20 protein-coding genes and 1 pseudogene are annotated in these 21,807 nt (G+C 72.5%); 11 read left to right on the forward strand and 10 right to left on the reverse strand.

Going from position 1 to position 21,807, the window contains the following annotated elements; genetic code table 11:
* Position 1: 1 nt before the first annotated feature.
* Together ACZ63F_RS32560 and ACZ63F_RS32565 are read right to left on the reverse strand one after the other, a co-directional pair.
* Entirely contained in the window at positions 2-952 is a 951-nt protein-coding gene (locus ACZ63F_RS32560; RefSeq protein WP_469716533.1) for an amidohydrolase family protein, read from the reverse strand.
* A gap of 176 nt (positions 953-1,128) precedes the next feature.
* On the reverse strand, positions 1,129-1,398 hold the full coding sequence (locus ACZ63F_RS32565; RefSeq protein ID WP_469716534.1) for a DUF2630 family protein: 270 nt from the start codon (positions 1,396-1,398) through the stop codon (positions 1,129-1,131).
* Between the two features lie 179 nt (positions 1,399-1,577).
* Between ACZ63F_RS32565 and ACZ63F_RS32570 the strand changes: the two genes are divergently transcribed.
* A complete protein-coding gene (locus ACZ63F_RS32570; RefSeq protein ID WP_469716536.1) occupies positions 1,578-2,987 on the forward strand; it encodes an RICIN domain-containing protein in 1,410 nt (469 codons plus the stop codon).
* Between the two features lie 67 nt (positions 2,988-3,054).
* Here the strand turns inward: ACZ63F_RS32570 and ACZ63F_RS32575 are convergent.
* The 3 genes and pseudogenes from ACZ63F_RS32575 to ACZ63F_RS32585 all read right to left on the reverse strand — a co-directional run.
* A pseudogene (locus tag ACZ63F_RS32575) lies at positions 3,055-3,238 on the reverse strand (helix-turn-helix domain-containing protein); the annotation flags it as partial.
* A gap of 15 nt (positions 3,239-3,253) precedes the next feature.
* On the reverse strand, positions 3,254-4,357 hold the full coding sequence (locus ACZ63F_RS32580; RefSeq protein WP_469716538.1) for a dipeptidase: 1,104 nt from the start codon (positions 4,355-4,357) through the stop codon (positions 3,254-3,256).
* The gene (locus ACZ63F_RS32585; protein WP_469716540.1) at positions 4,354-5,667 is read right to left on the reverse strand and encodes an amidohydrolase family protein; all 1,314 of its coding nucleotides are present in this window, start codon (positions 5,665-5,667) and stop codon (positions 4,354-4,356) included. The genes ACZ63F_RS32580 and ACZ63F_RS32585 overlap by 4 nt, the downstream gene beginning before the upstream one ends.
* Positions 5,668-5,859: 192 nt before the next feature.
* Between ACZ63F_RS32585 and ACZ63F_RS32590 the strand changes: the two genes are divergently transcribed.
* From ACZ63F_RS32590 to ACZ63F_RS32610, 5 genes are all read left to right on the forward strand, one after another.
* Positions 5,860-6,621: an IclR family transcriptional regulator gene (locus tag ACZ63F_RS32590; protein ID WP_469716542.1), complete on the forward strand. Its 762-nt coding sequence runs from the start codon at positions 5,860-5,862 to the stop codon at positions 6,619-6,621.
* Positions 6,618-7,574, forward strand: coding sequence for an ornithine cyclodeaminase family protein (locus ACZ63F_RS32595; protein ID WP_469716544.1), 957 nt, complete (start codon positions 6,618-6,620; stop codon positions 7,572-7,574). Before ACZ63F_RS32590 ends, ACZ63F_RS32595 begins: the two co-directional genes overlap by 4 nt.
* A gap of 158 nt (positions 7,575-7,732) precedes the next feature.
* Complete coding sequence (locus tag ACZ63F_RS32600) at positions 7,733-8,137, forward strand: MarR family winged helix-turn-helix transcriptional regulator (protein WP_469716804.1); 405 nt, start codon at positions 7,733-7,735, stop codon at positions 8,135-8,137.
* Between the two features lie 110 nt (positions 8,138-8,247).
* Entirely contained in the window at positions 8,248-9,969 is a 1,722-nt protein-coding gene (locus ACZ63F_RS32605; RefSeq protein ID WP_469716546.1) for an MFS transporter, read from the forward strand.
* Between the two features lie 72 nt (positions 9,970-10,041).
* A complete protein-coding gene (locus ACZ63F_RS32610; RefSeq protein ID WP_469716548.1) occupies positions 10,042-11,019 on the forward strand; it encodes a hypothetical protein in 978 nt (325 codons plus the stop codon).
* A 17-nt stretch (positions 11,020-11,036) separates the two neighbouring features.
* Here ACZ63F_RS32610 and ACZ63F_RS32615 read toward each other — a convergent pair whose 3' ends face one another.
* The 3 genes from ACZ63F_RS32615 to ACZ63F_RS32625 all read right to left on the reverse strand — a co-directional run bounded on the left by ACZ63F_RS32615 (position 11,037) and on the right by ACZ63F_RS32625 (position 13,633).
* Positions 11,037-11,576 carry a hemerythrin domain-containing protein gene (locus ACZ63F_RS32615; RefSeq protein WP_469716550.1) on the reverse strand — a complete coding sequence of 180 codons (540 nt, stop codon included), beginning with the start codon at positions 11,574-11,576 and terminating at the stop codon, positions 11,037-11,039.
* 91 nt (positions 11,577-11,667) lie between these two features.
* Positions 11,668-12,336, reverse strand: a complete 669-nt coding sequence (locus ACZ63F_RS32620; RefSeq protein ID WP_469716553.1) for a Type 1 glutamine amidotransferase-like domain-containing protein — start codon at positions 12,334-12,336, stop codon at positions 11,668-11,670.
* 61 nt (positions 12,337-12,397) lie between these two features.
* Positions 12,398-13,633 carry an MFS transporter gene (locus ACZ63F_RS32625; RefSeq protein ID WP_469716555.1) on the reverse strand — a complete coding sequence of 412 codons (1,236 nt, stop codon included), beginning with the start codon at positions 13,631-13,633 and terminating at the stop codon, positions 12,398-12,400.
* Positions 13,634-13,977: 344 nt separating this feature from the next.
* Here ACZ63F_RS32625 and ACZ63F_RS32630 point away from each other — a divergent pair, with 344 nt between their 5' ends.
* The 4 genes from ACZ63F_RS32630 (at position 13,978) to ACZ63F_RS32645 (ending at position 17,120) form a co-directional block, all read left to right on the forward strand.
* Positions 13,978-14,418: a PfkB family carbohydrate kinase gene (locus ACZ63F_RS32630; RefSeq protein ID WP_469716557.1), complete on the forward strand. Its 441-nt coding sequence runs from the start codon at positions 13,978-13,980 to the stop codon at positions 14,416-14,418.
* A gap of 199 nt (positions 14,419-14,617) precedes the next feature.
* The gene (locus ACZ63F_RS32635; RefSeq protein WP_469716559.1) at positions 14,618-15,538 is read left to right on the forward strand and encodes an NADP-dependent oxidoreductase; all 921 of its coding nucleotides are present in this window, start codon (positions 14,618-14,620) and stop codon (positions 15,536-15,538) included.
* Positions 15,539-15,608: 70 nt separating this feature from the next.
* Entirely contained in the window at positions 15,609-16,463 is an 855-nt protein-coding gene (locus ACZ63F_RS32640; protein WP_469716561.1) for a DMT family transporter, read from the forward strand.
* Positions 16,464-16,682: 219 nt separating this feature from the next.
* Complete coding sequence (locus ACZ63F_RS32645; protein WP_469716563.1) at positions 16,683-17,120, forward strand: universal stress protein; 438 nt, start codon at positions 16,683-16,685, stop codon at positions 17,118-17,120.
* Positions 17,121-17,229: 109 nt separating this feature from the next.
* On the opposite strand, the gene ACZ63F_RS32650 is transcribed toward ACZ63F_RS32645, so the two are convergent.
* Both ACZ63F_RS32650 and ACZ63F_RS32655 read right to left on the reverse strand, forming a co-directional pair.
* On the reverse strand, positions 17,230-17,736 hold the full coding sequence (locus ACZ63F_RS32650; RefSeq protein WP_469716565.1) for a MarR family winged helix-turn-helix transcriptional regulator: 507 nt from the start codon (positions 17,734-17,736) through the stop codon (positions 17,230-17,232).
* Positions 17,737-17,832: 96 nt separating this feature from the next.
* Complete coding sequence (locus tag ACZ63F_RS32655; protein ID WP_469716806.1) at positions 17,833-20,217, reverse strand: ATP-binding cassette domain-containing protein; 2,385 nt, start codon at positions 20,215-20,217, stop codon at positions 17,833-17,835.
* A 586-nt stretch (positions 20,218-20,803) separates the two neighbouring features.
* Here ACZ63F_RS32655 and ACZ63F_RS32660 point away from each other — a divergent pair.
* Positions 20,804-21,796 carry a phospholipase D-like domain-containing protein gene (locus ACZ63F_RS32660; RefSeq protein WP_469716567.1) on the forward strand — a complete coding sequence of 331 codons (993 nt, stop codon included), beginning with the start codon at positions 20,804-20,806 and terminating at the stop codon, positions 21,794-21,796.
* Positions 21,797-21,807: the final 11 nt, after the last annotated feature.

Raw genomic sequence — 21,807 nt, forward strand, 5'->3', positions numbered from 1 at the left:
GTCACAGCCCGAAGAGGCGGGCCGCGTTGTCGTGGCACACCGCCCGCAGCCACTCGTCGCCGAGTTCCAGCCGTTCCAGGGCGTGGAGCTGGTGCACGTAGGGGTACGGGATGTTGGGGAAGTCGGAGCCCAGCAGGATCCGGTCGCCCAGTGCGGCGATCCGGGGCAGGGCCCGGGGCGGGAAGGGCATGAACCGCTCGGTGAAGTCCGTGAACGCCATCGTGGTGTCCAGCCGCACCTCCGTGTACCGCTCGGCGAGGCCGGTGAACTCCTCGTACTCCGGCATCCCCATGTGCGCGACGACCAGCCGCAGCCCCGGGTGCCGGGCCAGTACCCGCCCGACCGGACCGGGGCCGGTGTACTTGCCGGGGGCCGGACCCGAGCCGCAGTGGATCACGACGGGAATCCCGGCCTCGGCCAGCAGCCCCCAGGCTCCCTCGAGGAGTTCGTCGGCCGGGTCGTACGCCCCTACCTGCACGTGTGCCTTGAACACCCGGGCGCCCGCCTCGACGGCCGCCCGCACGTACGTCTCGACGCCGGGCTCGGGGAAGAGGGTCGCCGTGTGCAGGCAGTCGGGGGTGCGGCCGGCGAAGTCGGCGGCCCACGCGTTCAGCCAGGCCGCCATACCGGGCTTGTGCGGGTAGAGCATCGAGGTGAAGGCCCGAATGCCGAACTCCCTGAGGAGAGCGGTGCGTTCCGCCTCCTCCTTCCGGTAGGTGATGGGCCACTCCAGGTCGCCGATCAGCGGTCCGTTCGTGTCGAAGTAGTTCCAGACCTTGTGCAGGACCCGCTCGGGCATGAAGTGGGTGTGGACGTCGATCAGTCCGGCCAGGCCGAGCCGTTCCCGGAAGAGGCGGATCGCCTCGGCCTCCGCACCGTGACCGGAATCGTGGGCCGAAGCGGATCCGACGGGGGTGGCGGCGGTGGCGGGGGCCGTGCGGTGATCGTTCATACCGCCAACGATCGGTGCAGGAGAGCGGCGAGTCCAGTCCCTGCCGGGCGGCGGTGCGGGCCGGCGCCGGCACCGCCGGGCGGTGGGCACGCCCGTACGACGGCGCGGAGGGCGGCCCGGTGCGGGGGCCGCCCTCCTGGTGCGCCGGGCCTCGTACGGCGGGGCCGGTGCGGCGCTCAGGACAGGTAGCGCTCCACCTGGGACGCCGGGCGGACGTTCGCCTCGCCGGGGTCCTGACCTGCGGCTACCCTGGCCCGGCGCTGGCGCAGCAGGTCCCAGCACTGATCGAGTTCGGTCTCCAGGCGGGCCAGCCGGGCGTGCTCGGTCGTCCCGTCGATCTCCTCCTGCGCCAGGCGGTCACGGAGGTCCTTCTCCTGGCTGATCATTTCCGTGATGCGGCCGAGGATCTCCTTCTCGGCCTCGGCCTCGGCCTCTGGTCCTGTCATGGCTGCCTCTTTCCGGACGACGGAGCAGGTCACCTCCTACCCTCTCTCACTCGGCCCCCGGCCGCATCGGCGGGACGGATGCCGAGACCGGAACTTCGGTGACGGCACGTCACCTTCCTTCGTGTGATGCGGAATTCAGGTGCCACCACTGGCGCTCCACACCTACCAGCGGGTAAGTCATGGCTCTGCCACCTTCGGCAATCCGTGTCCCAGCGAAGGGATGTCCCGTGCGTCTGCGCCCCTTGCGCGTCCTGTGCTCTTCCGCCGTCCTCGCCCTGTCGGCGCCCGCGTTCCTCCCGGGCACCGCGTCGGCCGCGGTCCCCGCCTCCTCCGTATACCTGCAGAACTACGTCACCGGCCTCAACGCCGGCGACAGCGGCGGCACCGTCGCCGCGCACAACCCCAAGGGCAACGAGGACCACCAGCAGTGGACCGCCGTCGCGGTCAGCGGCGGCTACCAGCTCCAGAACGCCGACGAGTCCGGCACGTGCCTGGGCCGCAGCGGCACCGCCGCGGTCACCGCCGCCTGCGGTGCGGACGGCACGACCTGGACGATCACCACAGGCGCCGGCAGCACCTACTCCGTCACCGTCCCCGGCACCTCGCAGTACCTCACCGGGTCCTCCTCCGACTCGGCCGCCGTGCAGGTCGGGTCCTCGGGCGACCTCGCCCGCTGGTACCTCACCCCGGTCTCCTACGCCACCACTCCGATGCCCTCCGCGGACACCCGCACCCTCGACCAGGTCACGTTCCTGACCGCCCACAACGCCTTCGCCAACGGCTCGGACGGCAACTTCGCGTCCTTCCCGGTCAGTCTGTTCCCCAACCAGAACTACGGCATCAGCCGGCAACTGTCCGACGGTGTACGGGGCTTCATGCTCGACGACTACACGGTCTCCGGGCAGGCCGTGCTGTGCCACAACAGCTGCGACGGCGTGAGCAGCCCGGTCCCGCTCGCCACCGACCTCCAGCGCATCGTGGACTTCCTCAAGGCCCACCCCGGCCAGTTCGCGACCGTGTTCCTGGAGGACTACGCCTCCTCCGACGTGCTGAAGTCCTCCCTCGCCTCCGTCAACGGCCTGTACGACGTGCTGTACCGGCCCGACCAGGACGGCGTCGCCACCACGGGCTGGCCCACCATGGCCGACCTCGCGGCCCACGGCAAGCAGTTGCTGATCTTCAGCGACCGGACCCGGGCGAGCGACACCGCCAACGGGTACGCCACCCGCGACACGTTCGGCGTGATGTACCAGCGCGAGTGGACCGTGGAGAACTACTGGTCCATGGGCGCCGGCCTCGGTGGCTCCGACTGGTCCTGCTACAGCCGGTGGGGCACCGACAGACCGCTGACCACGGACTCGTCCGCCTTCCACCCGCTGTTCGTGATGAACCACTTCCGGGACTATCCCATCGCCGGCACGGCCACCACCGACAACGGCAAGATCCTCAACCGGGCGCAGAACTTCTGCACTCCTGCCGCCCGGAAGAAGCCGAACTACGTGGCCGTGGACCGGTACGACACCGGATCGCCCACCCCGCTGACCACGGTGGGCACGCTCAACACGTACGTCCTCGCGCCGGGCCAGTGAGCGACGGCCGGCCGGGGCGACGACCTCCTCGCCGCCCCGGCCGGCCGGGGCCGAAGGCACGTCCGGTTCAGGGGCGGCGGACCCGCGTGCTGTGGCCGAAGGCGCGGCGGAAGGCGTCGATCAAGGTGCCGGCGGACGACCAGCCGCACGCGTGGGCGACCGCCGTCACCGGGCATCCGGTCGGCGAGCAGCACCAGCGCGTGGTGGAGGCGCACCCGGGGGCGCCTCCGCGGGAAGGTCATGCCGGTGCGGGGCCGCGCCGTCCGTCAGGCCGCCCAGACCCGGTCGGCGTAGTCGAGGAAGTTGCGGCCGAGGATCTTCTCGATGCGCCCGGAGCGGTAGCCGCGCTTCTCCAGGAGACGGATCAGGTCGCGGAACTGGTCGACGCCGCGCAGGTCGACGACGAAGGGGTAGGTGTCGGCCCGTTCACCGGCCGCCCCGACGCCGGCCGCGCGGCGCGCGGCCACGTGTTCGGCGAGGGCGGCGCGGTAGGCGTCGAGGTCGTCGACGGCGGTGACACCGCCGTCGGTCCCGATGCCGACGTGGTCCTCGCCGCAGACGTCGACCGCGTGCACGATGTGGTCCACGACGTCGGCGGCGGTGGCCTGCCCGGTGAGGTTGAGGAACGGCATGAAGTAGATGCCGACGAACCCGTCCCGGTCCGCGACCAGCCGGAGTTCCTCGTCGGTCTTGTTGCGGGGCAGATCGGCCAGGGCGCGGCATCCGGTGTGGTTGACGGAGACGGGCTGCCGGGAGTACCGGGCCGCCTCCAGGCAGGTGCGCTCGCCGCTGTGCGAGAGGTCGACCATCAGGCGGTGGTGGTTGAGGGCCTCGACGACCTGCCGGCCGAAGGGGGTCAGGCCGCGGTTGGCGGGGGCCATGGAGCCGTCGCCGAGGTGGTTGGCCTGGTTGTAGGTGAGTTGTACGACGCGGACGCCGGCGTCCGCGAAGGTCGCGACCCGGCTCCCGACGAGGGCGGGGTCCTCACCGACGGCGACGGCGTTCTGGAAGCCGTAGACGACTCCGATCCGTCGCTCCCGGTGCGCACGGTGGATGTCGGCGGTGGTGCGGACCTTGAGGAGGTCGGCGGGGTGGGCCTCGATGATCCGGTCCCAGACTGCGATCTCGGCGAGGGTGTGCTCGTACGGCGGCAGGTCGCCCATGGTGTAGCCGAGGGTGATGTTCACGGCGGTCAGGCCGGAGGCGTGGGCGTCGGCGAGCGCGCGGGCGTCGACGGCGAGTTGCTCGCTGGCGGGGTTGAGCTGGGTCGCGGCGGCACGGGCGGCGGGGGTGTTGGGGTTGTCGAGCTGGCCCAGGGCGTTGACGATCACGGGGCGGCCGGCGGCGCCGGCGGTGTCGGTGTTGGTCACTGGGCGTCCTTCTCGAACTCGGCGCGGTCGAAGCGGTGTCCGCGTCTGACGGTGTACGTGATGGTGCGCAGGTTGCCGATGTCGTGGAGGGGGTTCTCGTCCAGGACGGCGAAGTTGGCGAGCTTGCCGGGTTCGACGGTGCCCATGTCCGCCTCGGTGCCGGCGGCACGGGCGCCGACGAGGGTGGCCGAGCGCAGGACGTCGGCGGTGGGGATGCCGCAGCGGTCGACGAGGAAGGCGAGTTCGCCGTACAGGGCGGGGAAGGGGTCGCCGGGGTCGGTCTCGTGGTCGGTGCCGGTGCAGACGTCGACTCCGGCGCGGTACGCCTGGGCAGTGACGGCGGCGGCCAGGTCGGCGTTGCGGGCGGCTCGTTCGGCGGACTCGGGCGTGTCGCCCCGGAGTTCGTCGCTGGTCCACATGGACGCGGTGGCGTCCAGGACCGTGCCGCGGCGGCGCATCTCGGCGAAGAGGGCGGCCAGTTTCGGATCGTCGCCCGCGGCGAAGCGGTCGTGATCGACGGGTGGCTTGGTCTTGTAGCTGGTCAGCGGCTCGGTGGGGTCCTCGAAGGCGAGCAGGGTGACGTGGGAGACGCTGTCGACGCCCGCGGCGACGACCTCGCCGGGCCCGGCGGGGAAGACGGTGGCGTGTGCCCAGACGGCGATGCCCTGGCGGTGCGCCTCGGCGGTGACGGCGGCGACGGTCGCGGCGTCCAGGTCGGCGTAGACCTTGATCGCGGCGGCGTGGGTGCCGCGGGCGAGGGCGACGGCGATCGGCAGGTCGGTGCCGGGGGTGACGGCCTGCATCCAGGGGACGGCACCGGGGACGGCGCCGCGGGAGACCTCGTGGGTGCGGGGGTCGTCGAAGAAGGAGGGCCCGGCCATGAGGGCGGCGTAGCGGATGTCGGGACCGGGGATCTCGCCGACCAGGGTGGCCCGGGCGAGGTCGCCGATGTGGCGCAGGTCGTCGGCCATGTCGCGGACGGCGGTGACCCCGCTGTGCACCAGGCGGCGGAGCACCGCCTCGGCGACGGGCCGGTCGGGCGGGGTGGCCAGGTGCTGGTGGGTGTCGACGAGGCCGGGCACGACGAACCGTCCGGCGAGGTCGACCTGGGGGGCGTCGGCGGCCTGCGGGGGCAGCGGGTCGGCGTCGCCGGCGACGGTGTGCAGGCGGGCGCCGTCGGTGACGATCGTGGTGTTCGGGCGGAGCGGGCCGCCGGTGCCGTCGAAGAGGGTGGCACCGCGGTAGACGGTGACGGTTCCGGCGGGCGGAGCGGCCCAGGGGGTCGGGGCGCCCGGGGGCAGGTCGGTCATGGTCACCCTTCGGTCCGCTGCCTGTTTGTTACGCGGTGCGCAACATCTGTATCGTGGGACGAAAATCCAGGTAACTGTACTCTGCAGCCGGCGAACCGCCGCAAGGGCCCGTACCGGACGCACCGGACAGGACGTGCCGGGCCACGGTCGTCGTGGCGCCTGGGACGAGGACGAGAGGGAAGAGCCGCCGCCATGCCCGACGCATCCGTCGCCCCGGGACCGCCCCGGTCGGCCGTGGACAAGGCCCTCGACCTGGTCGAGGCCGTCTCGCGCGCGCCGCACCCCGTGCGGCTGACCGACCTCGCCGCCGAGGTCGGGCTGCACCGCGCCACCGCGTACCGGATCCTGCTGGACCTGGTCCGGCGGGGCTGGGTGCTGCGGGCCGGTGACCGCTATCTGCCGGGCGCCGCCGTGCTGCGGATGTCCGCGTCGGCCGCGGGCAACTCGCTGACCGCGCTGGCCCGTCCGGTGCTGGAGCGGTTGTCCGCCGCGACCTCGATGATGGTCAACCTGCAGGTGCTGGAGGAGGGCGGCGGCCGGGTGATCGACGTCGTCCGGCCCGAACGGCTCGCCATGATCAGCCATCTGCGGGGCGAACTGCTGCCCGTACGGCGGTTCGCCGGGCCGCTGGCGCTGGTCGCCGCGCTCGAACCGGAGGCGCGGAAGCGGTGGTTGGAGCGACTCCCCGGGGACGACACCGACCTGGCACGGGAGTTGGCCGAGGTCGCGCGGACCGGCGTCGCCGTGGAGCACGGCCGTAACGACAAGCTGGTGGCCTCCGTCAGCCGGGCGGTGGTGCCCGACCCGGGGGCGCCGGTGTGCGCGCTGACGGTGGTGGGGCCGGGGGCGGAGTTCGGCGGCGCCACACTCGCCGCCGTCGAACGGGAGTTGACGTCGGCTGCCGATGAACTGGTGGCGGCGCTGACCGCCGGCGGGACGGAGGCGGGCCGGTGAGCGGGGTACTGGTGCTGGACGGCCGGCAGACGGCCGCCGCACTGGAGCCGGCCGCCGTGCTCGACGCGGTGGGCCGGGCGCTCGTCGCCGTCGCCCGTGGCGAGGTCTCCGTTCCGCCGCGGATCGCCGCGCTGACACCCGCCGGCCTGCTCGGCGCGATGCCCGGATACGTCACCGGCCTGGGCCTGGCGGCGAAACTGGTCACCGTGACCGCAGATCCGGAGCACCCCGGGCGGAGTTTCCACCGGGGGCTCGTGGTCCTGTTCGACGAGCACGACGGGCGGGCTCTCGCGCTGGTGGACGCCGAGGCGCTGACCGGGGTCCGGACCGCGGCGTCCGCCACGCGGAGTGCGCTGGCCCTGGCCGCGAGCCCGGGTCTCGGCCGAGTGGCGGTGCTGGGTTCAGGGGCTCAGGCGCGGGCCCAGTTGGCGCTGCTCGCCGCCGTCCGTCCGCAGGCGGAGGTCGTCGTGGCCGGCCGTGACCCGGTGCGGGCGGGTGAGGCGGCCGCGCTGTTCCCGGGCGCGCGGGTCGTCGCGGGCGTGGAGGACGCGGTGCGCACGGCCGACGTGGTGTTCTGCTGCACCGGCGCCACCGCTCCCGTCGTCCGCAGGGAGTGGCTCTCCGCCGGCGTCCACGTCTCCTCGGTCGGCGGCTCGCACGGCCCCGAACTGGATCCCGCGACGGTCCGGGACGCTGCCCTGTTCACGGAGTGGACCGGCGCGTCCACGTCGCCGCCGCCGGCAGGTGCCCACGAACTCCAGGACCTGCCCCCGGGACGGCCCGTCACCCTCCTCGGCTCCGTCCTCGCCGGCGACCATCCGGGGCGGGACGGCGACACCGAGGCTCTCACGGTCTTCAAGTCCACCGGGCACGCGGCGCTGGACGTCGCGGCGGTCCGGGTGGCCTACGACGGGGCACGGGCGCGGGGGTTGGGCGCACGCGTGGACCTGTGACGGTCGCCGGGACCGCCCGGCCGAGAGAACGTCCCGGACTCTTTGTTTCACACTACATCTAGATGCATAATGCCGTTATGGATGAACGGGAAGAGGAGCGGGGCGCCGACGGCCGGCCGGGCGGCGAGCCCGATCCCGCCGGGGCACCGGAGCAACTGATGACCGCGGTCGAGCAGTTGGTACGGCATGTCCGGCACAGCGCCACCGCGGGCGGCCTGAGCACCACCGCCTCCGCCGCGCTGGCCCGGCTGGGCCGGGAGGGTCCGCTGCGGCTGACCGAACTGGCCCGTGCCGAAGGCGTCTCGCAGCCGGGGATGACCCAGCTCATCGGCCGGCTGGAGCGCGCGGGACTGGTCGGACGGAACGCCGACAGCAGCGACGGCCGGGGGGTTCTCGTGGAGATCACCGCGACCGGCCTCGACGTCTTCCGGCAGCGCCGCGCCGAACGCACCCGTGCTCTCGAGGAACTGGTCGAGGCACTGACCGAGCCCGAACAACGGGCCGTACGGCTCGCCCTGCCGGCCCTGGCCCGCGCGATCGAGGAACGCCGGGCACGCGGCTGAGGCACCCGCGGACCCGCACGCCTCCGGCAGCAACACCCTCCCGCAGCCGTCCCGTCAGCCCCATCCGTCCCGTCCGTCCCGTCCGTCCGCATCCGGAGAGAGGACCGTCGATGAGTGCACCGCACCAGAGGGCCGCGAGCCCCTTCAGGCAGCCGAAGGCCGTGTGGGCCGTGGCGTTCGCCTGCGTGATCTCGTTCATGGGCATCGGCCTGGTGGACCCGATCCTGCCCGCACTGGCCGAGAGCCTGCACGCCTCCCCCAGCCAGGTCTCACTCCTGTTCAGCAGCTACCTGATCGTGACCGCCGTCGCGATGCTGATCGTCGGCTGGGTGTCCAGCCGGATCGGCGCCAAGCGCACCCTCGTCACCGGTCTCGCGATCATCGTCGTGTTCGCCGCGCTCGCCGGCACCTCCGGCTCGATCAACGGGATCGTGGGCTTCCGGGCCGGGTGGGGGCTTGGCAACGCCCTGTTCATCGCCACCTCGCTGGCCGTGATCGTCGCCTCGGCGAGCGGTGGCTTCGCCGGCGCGATCATCCTCTACGAGACCGCCCTCGGCCTGGGTATCGCCGTCGGCCCGCTGCTGGGCGGCGAGTTGGGCGGCATCAGCTGGCGGGGCCCCTTCTTCGGCGTCGCCGTCCTGATGGCGATAGCGCTCGTCGCGACGCTGGCGTTCGTCCCCGCGCTGCCCAGGCCCGAGCGCCGCACCTCGCCGCTGGCGCCGATCACCGCGTTGCGCCACCGCGGACTGCTGACCATGGGCATCATGGCCCTGCTGTACAACTGGGGCTTCTTCACGATGCTCGGCTACGCGCCGTATCCGATGGAGCTGAACGCCCATCAGCTGGGGCTGGTCTTCACCGGCTGGGGGCTGCTGGTGGCCGCGTTCAGCGTCTTCTTCGCGCCGCGCCTGCAGGCCCGCTTCGGCACCGCGCCCGTGCTGTACGCCAACCTCGTGGGCCTCGGCGCGGTGATGGCGGTCATCGCCGCGGGCGTCGACAGGCCGACGGTCGTGATCGTCGCGGTGATCGTCAGCGGCATCTTCATCGGCATCAACAACACGCTCACCACCCAGGCGGTGATGGTGGTCTCGCCGGTCGAGCGTCCCGTCGCCTCCTCCGCCTACGGCTTCCTGCGGTTCATCGGCGGCGGCCTGGCCCCGTACGTCGCCGGGAAGCTGGCGGACGCGACCGACCTGAGCGTGCCGTTCTACCTGGGCGCCGGTACGTTCCTGCTGGCGATCCCGGTGCTGGCGAGCGGGCACGGGCTCCTGCGGGACGCGGAGGCCCGGCTGGCCGGCGGCGAGCCCGCCGTCCCCGCTCTGACGCCCGTCGGGCGGCAGGCCGCGGCCGGACCGGGCCCGGTCGTCGTGGCCGTCGGCGCCCACGAGGGGGCCGCGGCCGTCGTGGACGCCGCCGCCCGGCTCGCGCGGGACACCGGCAGCCCGCTGGAGGTGGTGCACGTCCAGCGGACCGCCGTCGTGGAGGAGCTGGCCGCGGACACCGAGACCCCCGACGAGGCCCGCGCCGCGGTCGTCGCCCACCTCGACCGGCTCGCGGCCCAGGGGTTCGCCGCGACCGGCCAGATCCTGGACAGCGTCGGCGACCACGCCGCCGCCGGCCGGGTCCTCGCCCGGCACGCCGCCGAGGTCCACGCCCGGGCCGTCGCCGTCGGCCGTTCACCGCGCGGACCGCTCGCCCAGTTCGCCGACGGCAGCCTCACCAGCGCGCTCACCCACGCCGCGACCTGCACGGTCGTCCTGCTCGACCCGGCCGACGCACCGCTCCCGCTCACCGCGTCGACGCTCGTCGAACTCCGCGAGCGGCCGGCCTGATTCCGGGGGCCGGGGCGGGTCGCCAGAAATTCGCTCGGCGCCTGTCGTACAGCGGCGCTAGCCTCGCTGATCATGGGAGCACGAGCGCAGTACGTGGTGGTGGAGAACGGCGCCTGGCAGCGGTACTACTCGCACTGGGCCGCCAACCGGATCGTCGACGATCTCCTGCCCGGCCCGGCCGCGGCGACACGCTGTTTCCGGGCCAACCGGGAGATCGACGAATGGCTCGACGACGTGTGGTGCGAGGGTGCCGCACTCGTCGACCACGACCGCCGGGCCCTGCTCTGGTTCGCTTCCGTGGACAGCTGGGCCGACCACGTCGCCGCCCGCGCCGTACTGACCCGGACCTGGCCCGGCTGGGACGTCCGCTTCGCACACGACGGCATGGGCGATCTGACCCACCACCTCGGCCTCGGCAGGGACCTGACCCGTACGCCGGGCTGGTTCGAGACCTTCGAGCCGTCCGGGTTCGCGGCCGGCGATGACACCGAGCCCTGCTGCGTCGTCTCCCTGCGGCTGCCCGACGGAAGGGTCCGCGCGTGGGGCAGCGACTGGGAGCCCGTCGAGCACCTCGCCGGCGGCCCCCGCCTGGTCGACCTGATCGCCGCGTCGTCTGCGACTCCCGCACTCACCGACATGCCGTACGGCGGCGTCCACTTCGACCCGCAGGCCCGCACGGTCTCGCTGTGGGCGGTGCAGACCGTGGCCGGCCTTCACGACTGGCCGTTGCCGGGCTGGGAGGACTGGATCCTGGACTTCCGCGGCGACGACCACACCCGGCAGGCCGCGCTGCTGCCCGCGAACTTCCCCTTCCCGTCGCCTCCCCTCGCGCCCGCGCTACGGAAACTCGCCGACGGCCTCTTTGCCCCGGAGCCCGGCATGAGCGGTCCCCTGGCCCGCGCCGCGGGAGCCGCAAGCCCCGAGGGCACCACCGTCGTGGTGAACCCCGCCGCACTGGTGCCGCACGAACCGGCCGATCCCACCCCCGCCGAACTGGCTGCGCTGTGCGGGGTGATCGACGAGCTGACAGCAGGGGCGGAGGCCGGCTGACCGCCTCGCACTCGACGTCACCGCCCGAACCCGAACACCAGGTCGGGCCAGTCCGTGTCGGGCTTCCCGGCGTCGAGCGCCTCGCTGATCGTGCGCTCCTCGTAGCCGAAGTGCGACTCCATGATCGCCGCCAGTCCGTCGAGCTCACGCCCGATGTCCTCCAGGGCCGGACCACGCGGTTCCACAGCCCGGTCCGCGAGTTCGCGCACCCGGGCCAGGATCGAGGCGATCAGCCCATGGTCCTCCACGAGATTCGCGACCGTGGCAGCGAGATCCGGGCGTTCCCGGAGCAGTTGGGCGAACATCCCGGTGTCCTCACCCTGATGGTGCGAGGTCAACGCGGTACAGAAAGCCAGGCAATGGGTGAGCAGCACATCCTCGCTCAACCGGCGGTGTCCGAGACCTGTCCTGATCTCACGGATCCGGCGGCGCAGTTCCTGATGCGCTTGCGCAAGCTGTCGGCTCAGGGCGACCGCACGGTCACCGTCACGGGAAGCCACGGGTGGCGGCCCCTTCGTTCCCGCACCTCCATGCCTGACGCAGACCGTCACCGGCACGCGATGCTGGAGTCATCCGACCACGCGACGCCGTGGAACGGCAAGCACGGTTGCCCGGCCGCCCCGAGCACCGCCGGCCGGGAACACGTGCTCACGGATGGAACCGCCACCGGCCCTCGGAAACGACGTCCAGCTTGCCGTCCCTGACGCGCACGGCCGTCTCGTCGTCGATGAAGTAGATCGGGAAGTCCGCCCGTTCAGCGATGCGATCGGCCCAGGCGTCGTCGCGCTCGGGGAAGTCCGGCGAGTACAGGTGGGGCTTGAGGTACCAGTCGAAGAGGCCGAACGGCGGGTCCACGGACGTCGCGCCGAGTACGTGCAGGTCCTTGGTGTCCCCGATGACGTCGGCGGAGTGTGCGGTGAGATGACGGCTGAAGATCATCGATCCGGCGCTGAGCCCCACGTAGACCCGGTCCTCCAGCGCCTCCAGGAACCCGTCGGCCAGACCGTTCCCGGTGATGCTGCGCGCGAGGTGGTAGTGGTTGCCGCCCCCGACGTAGACGACGTCGGCGTTGCGCAGCCGGTCGAGCACCATCTGCCGGGGCAGGCCGTTCAGCTCCAGGACGTCGAACTCCCGCCAGCCGAGGCCGTGCAGCCGGTTCATGTCCGCGACCAGCCATCCGTGGTCCCCGGGCTCGGCGACGGACGCCGTGGGAACGTACACGACGTTCGCCGATCCGAACGGCTTTCCCAGCATGTCCCGCAACGCGTCCCGGAGCGTCTGGTTACGCAGGCCACTCGCCGTCAGCAAAAGGTTCATCGGGCGAGCCAAGCACGAGTGACGGGCGCACGCAACGAACCCGGGATCCGAACGACCGAGGTCAGCTCCGGTTCGGCTCGGTCACGCCGTGGGCGGGGGCGGTGGGGCGGTCCGGTTCTGCGGCTTCCTGGCCGGTGACCACCTTCGAGGGGCGGTTTCCACGGTCGAGGAGGCCGCCGGTGACGGCCAGTGCCAGGCCGGCCGCCGCCAGGGCCGCGCCGACCAGGTTGGGCGCGGCCCAGCCCCAGCCCGCCGAGACGACCAGGCCGCCGAGCCAGGCGCCGGCCGCGTTGGCCATGTTGAAGGCGGAGTGGTTGGAGGCCGCCGCCATCGTCGGGGCGTCCTTCGCGTTGAGCATCAGCAGCATCTGGACCGGCGTGGTGATGAGCGCGCCCATCGCGCCGATGAAGGTGACCGTCACCAGCGCCGGCACCGTGCTGTGGACGGTGAAGTAGAACGTCACCAGCGCGGCCCCCAGCAGGGTGATCCCGGCGTACAGGGTGGGGCGCAGGGCGCGGTCGGTGAGGGGGCCGGCGAGCAGGGTGCCGAGGGTCATGCCGACGCCGTAGAGGGCGAGGACCCAGGTGGTCGAGGCGTCGGAGAGGCCCGTCAGGTGCGTCAGCATGGGGACGAGGTAGCTGTAGACGGCGAAGAAACCGCCGAACCCGACGACGGCGGTGGCCAGGCCGATGAAGACCTGCCGGTTGCCCATCGCGCGCAGTTCCTGCCGGATGCCGGCCTGGGGGCCGCGCGGCTGGTGGGGTACGAGCAGGGCGAGGGCGAGAAGCGCCACGAGGCCGATGACGGCGACCGCGCAGTAGGCGTACCGCCAGCCCAGGTGCTGGCCGAGGGCGGTGCCGGCGGGGACGCCGACGATGTTGGCGATGGTGAGGCCGAGGAAGACCCGGGAGACGGCGCGTGCCGCGCGGTCGGCCGCCACCAGCCGGGAGGCGACGACGGCGCCCACGCCGAAGAGGGCGCCGTGCGGCAGTCCGGCGAGGAAGCGGGCGGCGAACAGCAGGCCGAAGTTCGGGGCGAGCGCGGACGCCGTGTTGCCGACGACGAAGAGCCCGGTCAGCAGGAGCAGCAGCCGCTTGTGGGGTACGCGGGCGCCGATGCCGGTGAGCAGGGGGGCGCCGACGACGACTCCGAGGGCGTAGGCGGAGACGAGGTTGCCGGCGTGCGGCACCGACACCCCGACGCCGTCCGCGATCTGGGGCAGCAGACCCATGGTGGCGAACTCGGTGGTACCGATGCCGAACGTGACGACGGCAAGGGCAAGCAGAGCCAGAGGCATGATGAGCGGGGGAACCTTTCGGGGACGGCGGGTTCGGGAGGGGTGACCGGCGGCAGCGAATGGTCTCTTCGCCGTCCGTGGCCGGCCGCACCGAGCGCCCTTGCCCAGCCCACCCCCTTCAACGTTGCAGCGGAATGCGGCGAGCGCGCATTCCTGGTTCGGCTCATGCGGCGCGGTGACCCGCGTCACGTGACGTGGTGCGAGGCGGACCTATTCCGGTGCGGTGGCCTGCCGGCACTGCGCGCACAGTCCCCACCAGGTGATCTCGGCCTCGTCGACCGCGAATCCCCGGTCCTCGTCGGGGGTGAGGCACCAACGGCCCGCTGCTGTCCGGGCTGACCGCCGTGCTGCCCGTCGGCAGCACCCTCTGCCTCGATCCGGGACCGCTGGTCGCCGACATCCCCGAGCACGTCCTCGCCCCGGTGCTGGCCCGCACCGACTGGCTCAGCGCCAACGCACGCGAGGCCCGGATCATGACCGGGCACGAGGGTCCGCGTGCCGCGGCGACCGAACTCGGCCGCCGGCTGGCCCCCGGCGCCGGGGTGCTCGTCCGCGCCGACAAGGACGGCTGCCGGCTGGCCGTCGCCGGTCGACCCTCCGTGCACGTACCTGGTTTCCCGGTCACCGCCCTGGACAGCAACGGCGCCGGTGACGCGCACGTCGGCGCGTTCCTCGCGCGGCTCGGCGAGGGGTTCGACCCGCTGACGGCCGCACGCGGCGACAACGCGGCGGCGGCCTTCTCGGTGACCCGTCGCGGCCCGGCCACGGCGCCCGACCGCGCGTAACTGGCCGCGTTCCTGGCCGGCGATCCACTCGCCGGGATCAACTCTCCTGACGCACGCGGGAATCGACGGCCTCCGATGCGGTTCCCGGGAAGAGAGTTGCACTGCCGGGCCGTTGAACGCGGAGCCCCGGCCGGTAGGGAACCGGCCGACGGCCCGTCGGCCAGGGCTTCGCTCAGCGAGGAGGAACGGTGATCACGCGATGAAGGCGGTGCGGTTCCACGCGTACGGCGGGATCGACGTGCTGCGGGTGGAGGAGGTCGAGCGGCCGGTGCCCGGCCCCGGGCAGGTGCTGGTCGAGGTCCGCGCGGCCGGGATCCAGCCCGGCGAGGTGATGATCCGCGAGGGGGCCCGGCACGGGCGCTGGCCCGCGGCCTTCCCCTCCGGGCAGGGCAGCGACCTGGCCGGCGTCGTGGTGGCGGCCGGCCCCGAGGTGCGCGGCTTCGCGGTGGGCGACGAGGTTCTCGGTTTCACCCACGCCCGGGCGAGCCACGCGGAGTACGTGGTGGCCGAGGACGTCCACCTGGTGACCCGTCCCGAGGGCCTGCCCTGGGAGGTGGCCGGATCGCTGTACGTGGCCGGCACGACCGCGTACGCGAGCGTGTTCGCGGTGGACCCCCGGCCGGAGGAGACCGTCGTGGTCTCCGGCGCGGCCGGCGGTGTGGGGGCACTGGCCGTACAGCTGGCGCGGCGGCGGGGTGCGACCGTCGTCGGGCTGGCGAGCGAGGCGAACCACGCCTGGCTGACGGCCCACGGCGTCGTGCCGGTCGTCTACGGGGAGGGCGCGGCCGACCGGATCCGGAAGGCCGCCGACGGCAAGCACGTGGACGCGTTCATCGACACGTTCGGCGACGGCTACGTGGACATGGCCGTGGAGCTGGGCGTACGGCCCGAGCGGATCAACACCATCCGCGACTGGCAGGCCGCGGCCCGGGTCGGCGCACGGACCTACGGGGAGGGCTCGGCGGCGGCCGCGGTCGTGGTCGGTGAACTCGCGCGGCTCGCCGCCCGGGGCGACCTGGACGTCCCTATCGCCCGGGTCTACCCGCTGGACCAGGTACGGGAGGCGTTCCGCGATCTGGAGGGCGGGCACGCCCAGGGCAAGATCGTGCTCCGGCCGTAGCCCTGCTCCGGACCACCGGCCGGGGCGCTCCGGAGCTGAGCGGACCGGGTGCGGCAGGCATGCTGGAACCATGGTGCTCGCCGTGCTCTTCGCCGTCCTGGGTGCCGTCAGCAATGCGGCGGGCACGGCCTTCCAGCGCAAGGCCGCGTCCACCGCGCCCGGCCGCGGCGGGCTGCGTCTGATGCTGGTGCTGGTACGAAGGCCCGCCTGGGCCATCGGTATCGCCGGAGTGGCGGGGGCCGCGGTCTTCCAGGCACTCGCCCTGGTCAACGGGCCCATGGCGCTGGTCCAGCCGCTGTTCATGCTGGAGCTGCCGTTCGCCCTGCTGATCGCGGTACCGCTGATGCACCGCAGGCCGGGCCCGGAGGGATGGCGGACGATCGCCGTGGTGGTGGCCGGCCTGGCCCTGCTGCTCGCCGCGGCGGCCCCGTCCGGCGGCCGTCAGCAGGCGTCCATGCAGCGCTGGATCCCGGTCCTCGCCCTCACCCTGGGCGCCATCACCGTCACCGTGCTGCTCGTCCGGTCCTCCTCGTCGCCGCTGTTCCGTGCGGCGGCCCTGGCCACGGGGGCCGCGATCGGCAACGCGCTGACCGCCGCGCTCATGAAGTCGGCAACCGGCCGGCTCGCCGACGACGGCCTGGCCGCGTTCCTCACCGCCTGGCAGACCTACGGCTTCGCGCTGACCGGGATCGCGGCGCTGCTGCTCCTGGAGAACGCGCTGCAGGCGGGTCCGCTCGTCGCCTCCCAGCCCGCGCTGACGATCGGCGACGCGGCGGTGAGCCTGCTGCTCGGCGTCTCTCTCTTCGACGAGTCGGTCCGCACCGGGTGGTGGCTGCTGCCCGAGGTGGCCGGGGCCGGTCTGATCCTGTGGGGCGTGACCCGGCTGACCCGCGTCGTGCCGCACCTCGCCGACGTGATGCGGTGAGGGGGCCGGGGGTCCGGCCGCGCGGCCGACACCGGGCGGCCCGCGGCGGTTCAGTGGCTGTTACACGGGCCGCCGTCCGTCGCTCCGGAGGCCGGTGAGATGATCACGGGGTGGGGCTGGAAGAACTCGTTCGGCGCCGGACGCGCCGACCCGTCACGCCGTGATACGGCGTCCCTGACCACCGAGAAGACCTTCCAGGCCCCCGGAAGGGGAAACACCGTGTCCGTGTTCCAGCGCATCCTGGTCGCCGTCGACCCCAGCCCCGCCCGCCGCTCCGCCGTGCGGCTGACCGGCGAGCTGGCCCGGCTGACGAGCGCCGAGGTCCGCGTCGTACACGTCATCGCCTCCGCCGCCTCGGTCGCCGCGATCGTGCCCCTGGAGGAGGACGCCGAGGCCAAGGCGGTCCTCGACGAGGCGCTGACGGCCCTGCGCGAGCAGGGCGTCAAGGCCGAGGGGACCCTCGTCAGGGGGCTGACCACCCAGGTCGCGGCCGCCATCGCCGACACCGCCGAGGAGTTCGCGGCCGATCTCATCGTGCTGAGCCCGCACCACCGGAGTTCCGTCGAGGCGCTGTTCGACCCGCGGGTCAGCGACGCCGTCGCGCACCGCACCAGCACGGCGATCCTGCTGGCCCCGGAAGTCCCGGACGAGGCCTGACCGCCCACCGGCCCGAACGTGCCGGTCACCCCGGGGCCCGCCGTGGATTCGACGTCCGCGGCGGGCCCCGGGTCCTTCCGTACGCCGTGCCGGTCGCGTGGGCGCCGCGCTAACGGCGCCGCCAGGGCAGCGCCTCCTGGTGGTCGCTGTCGGCGTCCATGCGCTGGAGTGCGGCGTTCACGGCCTCGCCGATCGCGGCGAACTGGGTCACCTGGTCGGGGGTGAGGACGTCGAAGACGGCCCGGCGGACCGCCTCGACATGGCCGGGGGCCGCGCGTTCCAGGAGGCTCAGGCCGGCCGGGGTGAGGACGGCGTGCTGATTGCGGCGGTTGACGGGGTCCTCGCGGCGGTCGACGTAGCCGGCCTCCTGGAGACGCGTCACCGCGTGGGTGAGGCGGCTCCGGGTGATCTTCAGGCGTTCGGCCAGCGCGGACATGGTGAGGCTGTGATCCTTGACCGAGGAGAGGTTGGCGAGCAGGGTGTAGTCGGCGTGGGTCATCCCCGCGTCGCGGCGCAGCTGGCGGTTCAGGTGGTCGGACAGGTGGGTGGAGAACTGGACGTAGGCGAGCCACGCCCGTCGTTCCTCGGGGTTCAGCCAGCGTGGCGTGGTGGTCATGGCCGCAGCCTAACGACCCATGTTTGAATATTCAAACCTGCACGGGTGCGCGGGGCGGGGCGGGGATCCGACCCCCGCCCCGCGGACCGGCCCGGTTCAGGCCCCGACGTACTCCGCGAGGTGCTGTGCGGTGAGGGTGGAGCGGGCTGCCACCAGGTCGGCCGGGGTGCCCTCGAAGACGATCCGGCCGCCGTCGTGGCCGGCGCCCGGGCCGAGGTCGATGATCCAGTCGGCGTGGGCCATGACCGCCTGGTGGTGCTCGACGACGATGACCGACTTGCCGGAGTCGACCAGCCGGTCCAGCAGTCCGAGGAGCTGCTCGACGTCGGCCAGGTGCAGGCCCGCGGTCGGCTCGTCGAGGACGTAGACGCCGCCCTTGTCGGCCATGTGCGTGGCCAGCCTGAGGCGCTGGCGCTCGCCACCGGACAGGGTGGTGAGCGGCTGGCCGATGGTGAGGTAGCCGAGGCCGACGTCCGTGAGCCGCTGGAGGATGCGGTGGGCGGCCGGGGTGTGCGCCTCGCCCGCGGCGAAGAACTCCTCGGCCTCGGTCACCGGCATCGCCAGCACCTCGCTGATGTCCCGGCCGCCGAGGCGGTAGTCGAGGACGGACGCCTCGAACCGCTTCCCGTCGCAGTCCTCGCAGGTGGTGGCGACGCCCGCCATCATCGCCAGGTCGGTGTAGATCACGCCGGCGCCGTTGCAGGTGGGGCAGGCGCCCTCGGAGTTGGAGCTGAAGAGGGCCGGCTTGACGCCGTTCTCCTTCGCGAAGGCCTTGCGGATCGGGTCGAGCAGTCCCGTGTACGTCGCCGGGTTGCTGCGCCGGGAGCCGCGGATGGCGCCCTGGTCGACGGAGACCACCCCGGCGCCGGCCGGGATCGAGCCGTGCACCAGGGAGCTCTTGCCGGAGCCCGCGACACCGGTCACGACGGCGAGGACGCCGAGCGGGATGTCGACGTCGACGCCCTGGAGGTTGTGGGTGCTCGCGCCGCGGATCTCCAGGGTGCCGGTGGGCTTGCGGACGGTGTCCTTGAGGGCGGCGCGGTCGTCGAAGTGGCGGCCGGTGATGGTGCCGCCGGTGCGCAGGGCCTCGACGGTGCCCTCGAAGCAGATCGTGCCGCCGCCCGCCCCGGCGCCCGGGCCGAGGTCGACGACGTGGTCGGCGATCGCGATGACCTCCGGCTTGTGCTCCACGACGAGCACGGTGTTGCCCTTGTCGCGCAGCCGCAGCAGCAGGCCGTTCATGCGCTGGATGTCGTGCGGGTGCAGTCCGGTGGTGGGCTCGTCGAACACGTAGGTGACGTCGGTGAGCGAGGATCCGAGGTGGCGGATCATCTTGGTGCGCTGGGCCTCGCCGCCGGAGAGGGTGCCGGCGGGCCGGTCGAGCGAGAGGTAGCCGAGGCCGATCTCCACGAACGACTCCAGGGTGTGCCGGAGCGAGGCGAGGAGCGGTGCCACCGAGGGTTCGCCGAGGCCGCGCACCCACTCGGCCAGGTCGCTGATCTGCATCGCGCAGGCGTCGGCGATGCTGATCCCGTCGATCTTCGAGGAGCGGGCGCCCTCGCTCAGCCGGGTGCCGTCGCACTCGGGGCAGGTGGCGAAGGTGACCGCACGCTCCACGAACTCGCGGATGTGCGGCTGCATCGACTCCTTGTCCTTGGAGAGCATCGACTTCTGGATGCGCGGGATCAGACCTTCGTAGGTCATGTTGATGCCCGCGATCTTCATCCGGGTCGGCTCCCGGTGCAGGAAGTCCTGCAGCTCCTTCTTCGTGAACTTGCTGATCGGCTTGTCCGGGTCGAAGAAGCCGGACTCGATGTAGAGGCGGGAGTTCCAGCCGCCGCCCTTGTAGCCGGGAACGGTGATCGCGCCCTCGTTCAGTGACAGCGTCTCGTCGTAGAGCTGGGCGAGGTCGAGGTCGGTGACGGCGCCCCGGCCCTCGCAGCGCGGGCACATGCCGCCGGTGATGCTGAAGCTGCGGCGCTCCTTCACCTTCTGGCCGGCGCGTTCGACGGTGACGGCGCCGGCCCCGCTGATCGAGGCGATGTTGAAGGAGAATGCCTTGGGCGAGCCGATGTGCGGCTTGCCCAGGCGGCTGAAGAGGATGCGCAGCAGGGCGTTGGCGTCGGTGGCGGTGCCGACGGTGGAGCGCGGGTCGCCGCCCATCCGCTGCTGGTCGACGATGATCGCGGTGGTCAGCCCTTCGAGGACGTCGACCTCGGGCCGGGCCAGGTTGGGCATGAAGCCCTGGACGAAGGCGGGGTAGGTCTCGTTGATCAGCCGCTGCGACTCGGCGGCGATGGTGTCGAAGACCAGCGAGCTCTTGCCCGAGCCGGAGACTCCGGTGAAGACCGTCAGCCGGCGCTTCGGGATCTCGATGCTGACGTCCTTGAGGTTGTTCTCCCGCGCGCCGTGTACGCGGATCAGTCCGTGGCTGTCGGCCACGTGCGGCGTGGACGTCGTCTTCTCGGTCTCTGTGGCCATGCTCAAACCCGTCTCCGTCGGCTGCGCGGGGTCCTGGTCGATCGCCGCCACGCTAGCCGGGGCCAGCAGCCTAGCGCTTCTCCATTCCTGACCGGCTCGAGAGGGCGGGGTCCAGCCGGACCAGCGGGTGAGGGCCGTTTCGAGGGGGATGCCGTCGGCGGTGGACCAGGCGATGCAGCCGCCGGGACTGATCAGCAGCGCCTCGGCGCCCTCGGCGCCCCGGACCCCCGCGGCGCTGTCCGCCACGACGTGCCCGACCCGGTCGGACCGGTCACCCACGTCCCTCTCGTCCCGGCCGGGGTCCACCCCCCGCGGTAGCACTCGACCTGCCGGGCGCCCGTCAGCCGTCGGGGGCGATGACGCGCGCGGAGGGGCCCGCCGTGCTCGGCTACGAAGATTTTTGCGTTCTCGCGGTACGTCCATGAACCGGCCCCCACCTGCCCCGAGTCCGCTATGTCCGCCGGTACGCCCCCCAGGTAACGGTGAGTTCACCCGCCTTCCCTTCCTCGGCAGTCTACGCGCGTGGTGTCATGCCCACGCTCACCCACCCCCCACGTGAGCGTCTACTCGACTAGGAGTCACGCACATGCTGTCGAAGCTTCTCGTTCGCGCGGGTGTCGCCCTGGCGGCCACAGCGGCCGTGGTCGCCACCGCGGTCCCCGCGAACGCCGCGAGCTACTCCGCGTTCGCCTTCTCGCTCAGCAGCAGCGAGCCGACGATCTACGACTTCATCAACTCGGCCACCAGCTCGCTCGACATGACGATGTACGAGCTGGAGGACACCACCGCCGTCAACGACCTCATAGCCCTGAAGAACAAGGGCGTCACCGTGCGGGTCGTCCTGGACCAGGCGCACAAGAGCGCCGACAACTCCGCCTACACCTCCCTCACGAACGCGGGCGTGGGCGTGGTGTGGTCGCCGTCCAGCTTCGTCTACACGCACCAGAAGACCATCACGGTCGACGGCACCAAGTCGCTCGTCCTGACCGGCAACCTGACCTCCCAGTACTACTCGACCGGCCGGGACTACGGCGTCTTCACCGACGACACCCGGGACGTCGCGGCGATCGAGAAGGTCTTCAACGCCGACTACGCCGGCACCTCCGTCACCCCCACCGACGGCGACCACCTGCTGTGGTCCCCCACCGACTCGCGCAGCCGCCTGCTGACCGTGGTCAACGCCGCGGCCAAGACGCTCGATGTCGAGGAACTGGAGTTCAGCGACAGCACGGTGGTCAACGCCATCGTCGCCCGAGCCAAGGCGGGCGTGAAGGTGCGGGTCGTCCTGGAGACGCCGGGCGACTACTCCAGCGAGGTCTCCTCGATCAAGGCCGCGGGCGGCACGGTCGTCGGCTACTCCGACCCCAACGGCTTCTACATCCACGCCAAGGCCATGGTCGCCGACTACGGCCTGTCCACCCAGGAGGTGGAGGCCGGCTCCATGAACGTCAGCAGCAACTCCCTCTCCAGCAACCGTGAGCTCGGCATCATCCTCACGGGCACCGGGGTGGCGCAGTCGGTGGCCACGACCGTCGAGACCACGTTCAACAGCGACTACGCGGGCGGCACCGCCGCGTAGCGATCCGGTTC

It is taken from the genome of Streptomyces sp. NPDC104761, from assembly GCF_055583445.1.

Excerpts from the sequence above, each read along its gene's own strand:
- ACZ63F_RS32655 (WP_469716806.1), bottom strand. The coding sequence starts at position 20,217 with ATGGCCACAGAGACCGAGAAGACGACGTCCACGCCGCACGTGGCCGAC.
- ACZ63F_RS32600 (WP_469716804.1), top strand. The coding sequence starts at position 7,733 with ATGACCGCGGTCGAGCAGTTGGTACGGCATGTCCGGCACAGCGCCACC.
- ACZ63F_RS32585 (WP_469716540.1), bottom strand. The coding sequence starts at position 5,667 with ATGACCGACCTGCCCCCGGGCGCCCCGACCCCCTGGGCCGCTCCGCCC.
- ACZ63F_RS32640 (WP_469716561.1), top strand. The coding sequence starts at position 15,609 with ATGGTGCTCGCCGTGCTCTTCGCCGTCCTGGGTGCCGTCAGCAATGCG.
- ACZ63F_RS32605 (WP_469716546.1), top strand. The coding sequence starts at position 8,248 with ATGAGTGCACCGCACCAGAGGGCCGCGAGCCCCTTCAGGCAGCCGAAG.
- ACZ63F_RS32625 (WP_469716555.1), bottom strand. The coding sequence starts at position 13,633 with ATGCCTCTGGCTCTGCTTGCCCTTGCCGTCGTCACGTTCGGCATCGGT.
- ACZ63F_RS32565 (WP_469716534.1), bottom strand. The coding sequence starts at position 1,398 with ATGACAGGACCAGAGGCCGAGGCCGAGGCCGAGAAGGAGATCCTCGGC.
- ACZ63F_RS32635 (WP_469716559.1), top strand. The coding sequence starts at position 14,618 with ATGAAGGCGGTGCGGTTCCACGCGTACGGCGGGATCGACGTGCTGCGG.
- ACZ63F_RS32610 (WP_469716548.1), top strand. The coding sequence starts at position 10,042 with ATGGGAGCACGAGCGCAGTACGTGGTGGTGGAGAACGGCGCCTGGCAG.
- ACZ63F_RS32590 (WP_469716542.1), top strand. The coding sequence starts at position 5,860 with ATGCCCGACGCATCCGTCGCCCCGGGACCGCCCCGGTCGGCCGTGGAC.
- ACZ63F_RS32560 (WP_469716533.1), bottom strand. The coding sequence starts at position 952 with ATGAACGATCACCGCACGGCCCCCGCCACCGCCGCCACCCCCGTCGGA.
- ACZ63F_RS32660 (WP_469716567.1), top strand. The coding sequence starts at position 20,804 with ATGCTGTCGAAGCTTCTCGTTCGCGCGGGTGTCGCCCTGGCGGCCACA.
- ACZ63F_RS32650 (WP_469716565.1), bottom strand. The coding sequence starts at position 17,736 with ATGACCACCACGCCACGCTGGCTGAACCCCGAGGAACGACGGGCGTGG.
- ACZ63F_RS32570 (WP_469716536.1), top strand. The coding sequence starts at position 1,578 with ATGGCTCTGCCACCTTCGGCAATCCGTGTCCCAGCGAAGGGATGTCCC.
- ACZ63F_RS32620 (WP_469716553.1), bottom strand. The coding sequence starts at position 12,336 with ATGAACCTTTTGCTGACGGCGAGTGGCCTGCGTAACCAGACGCTCCGG.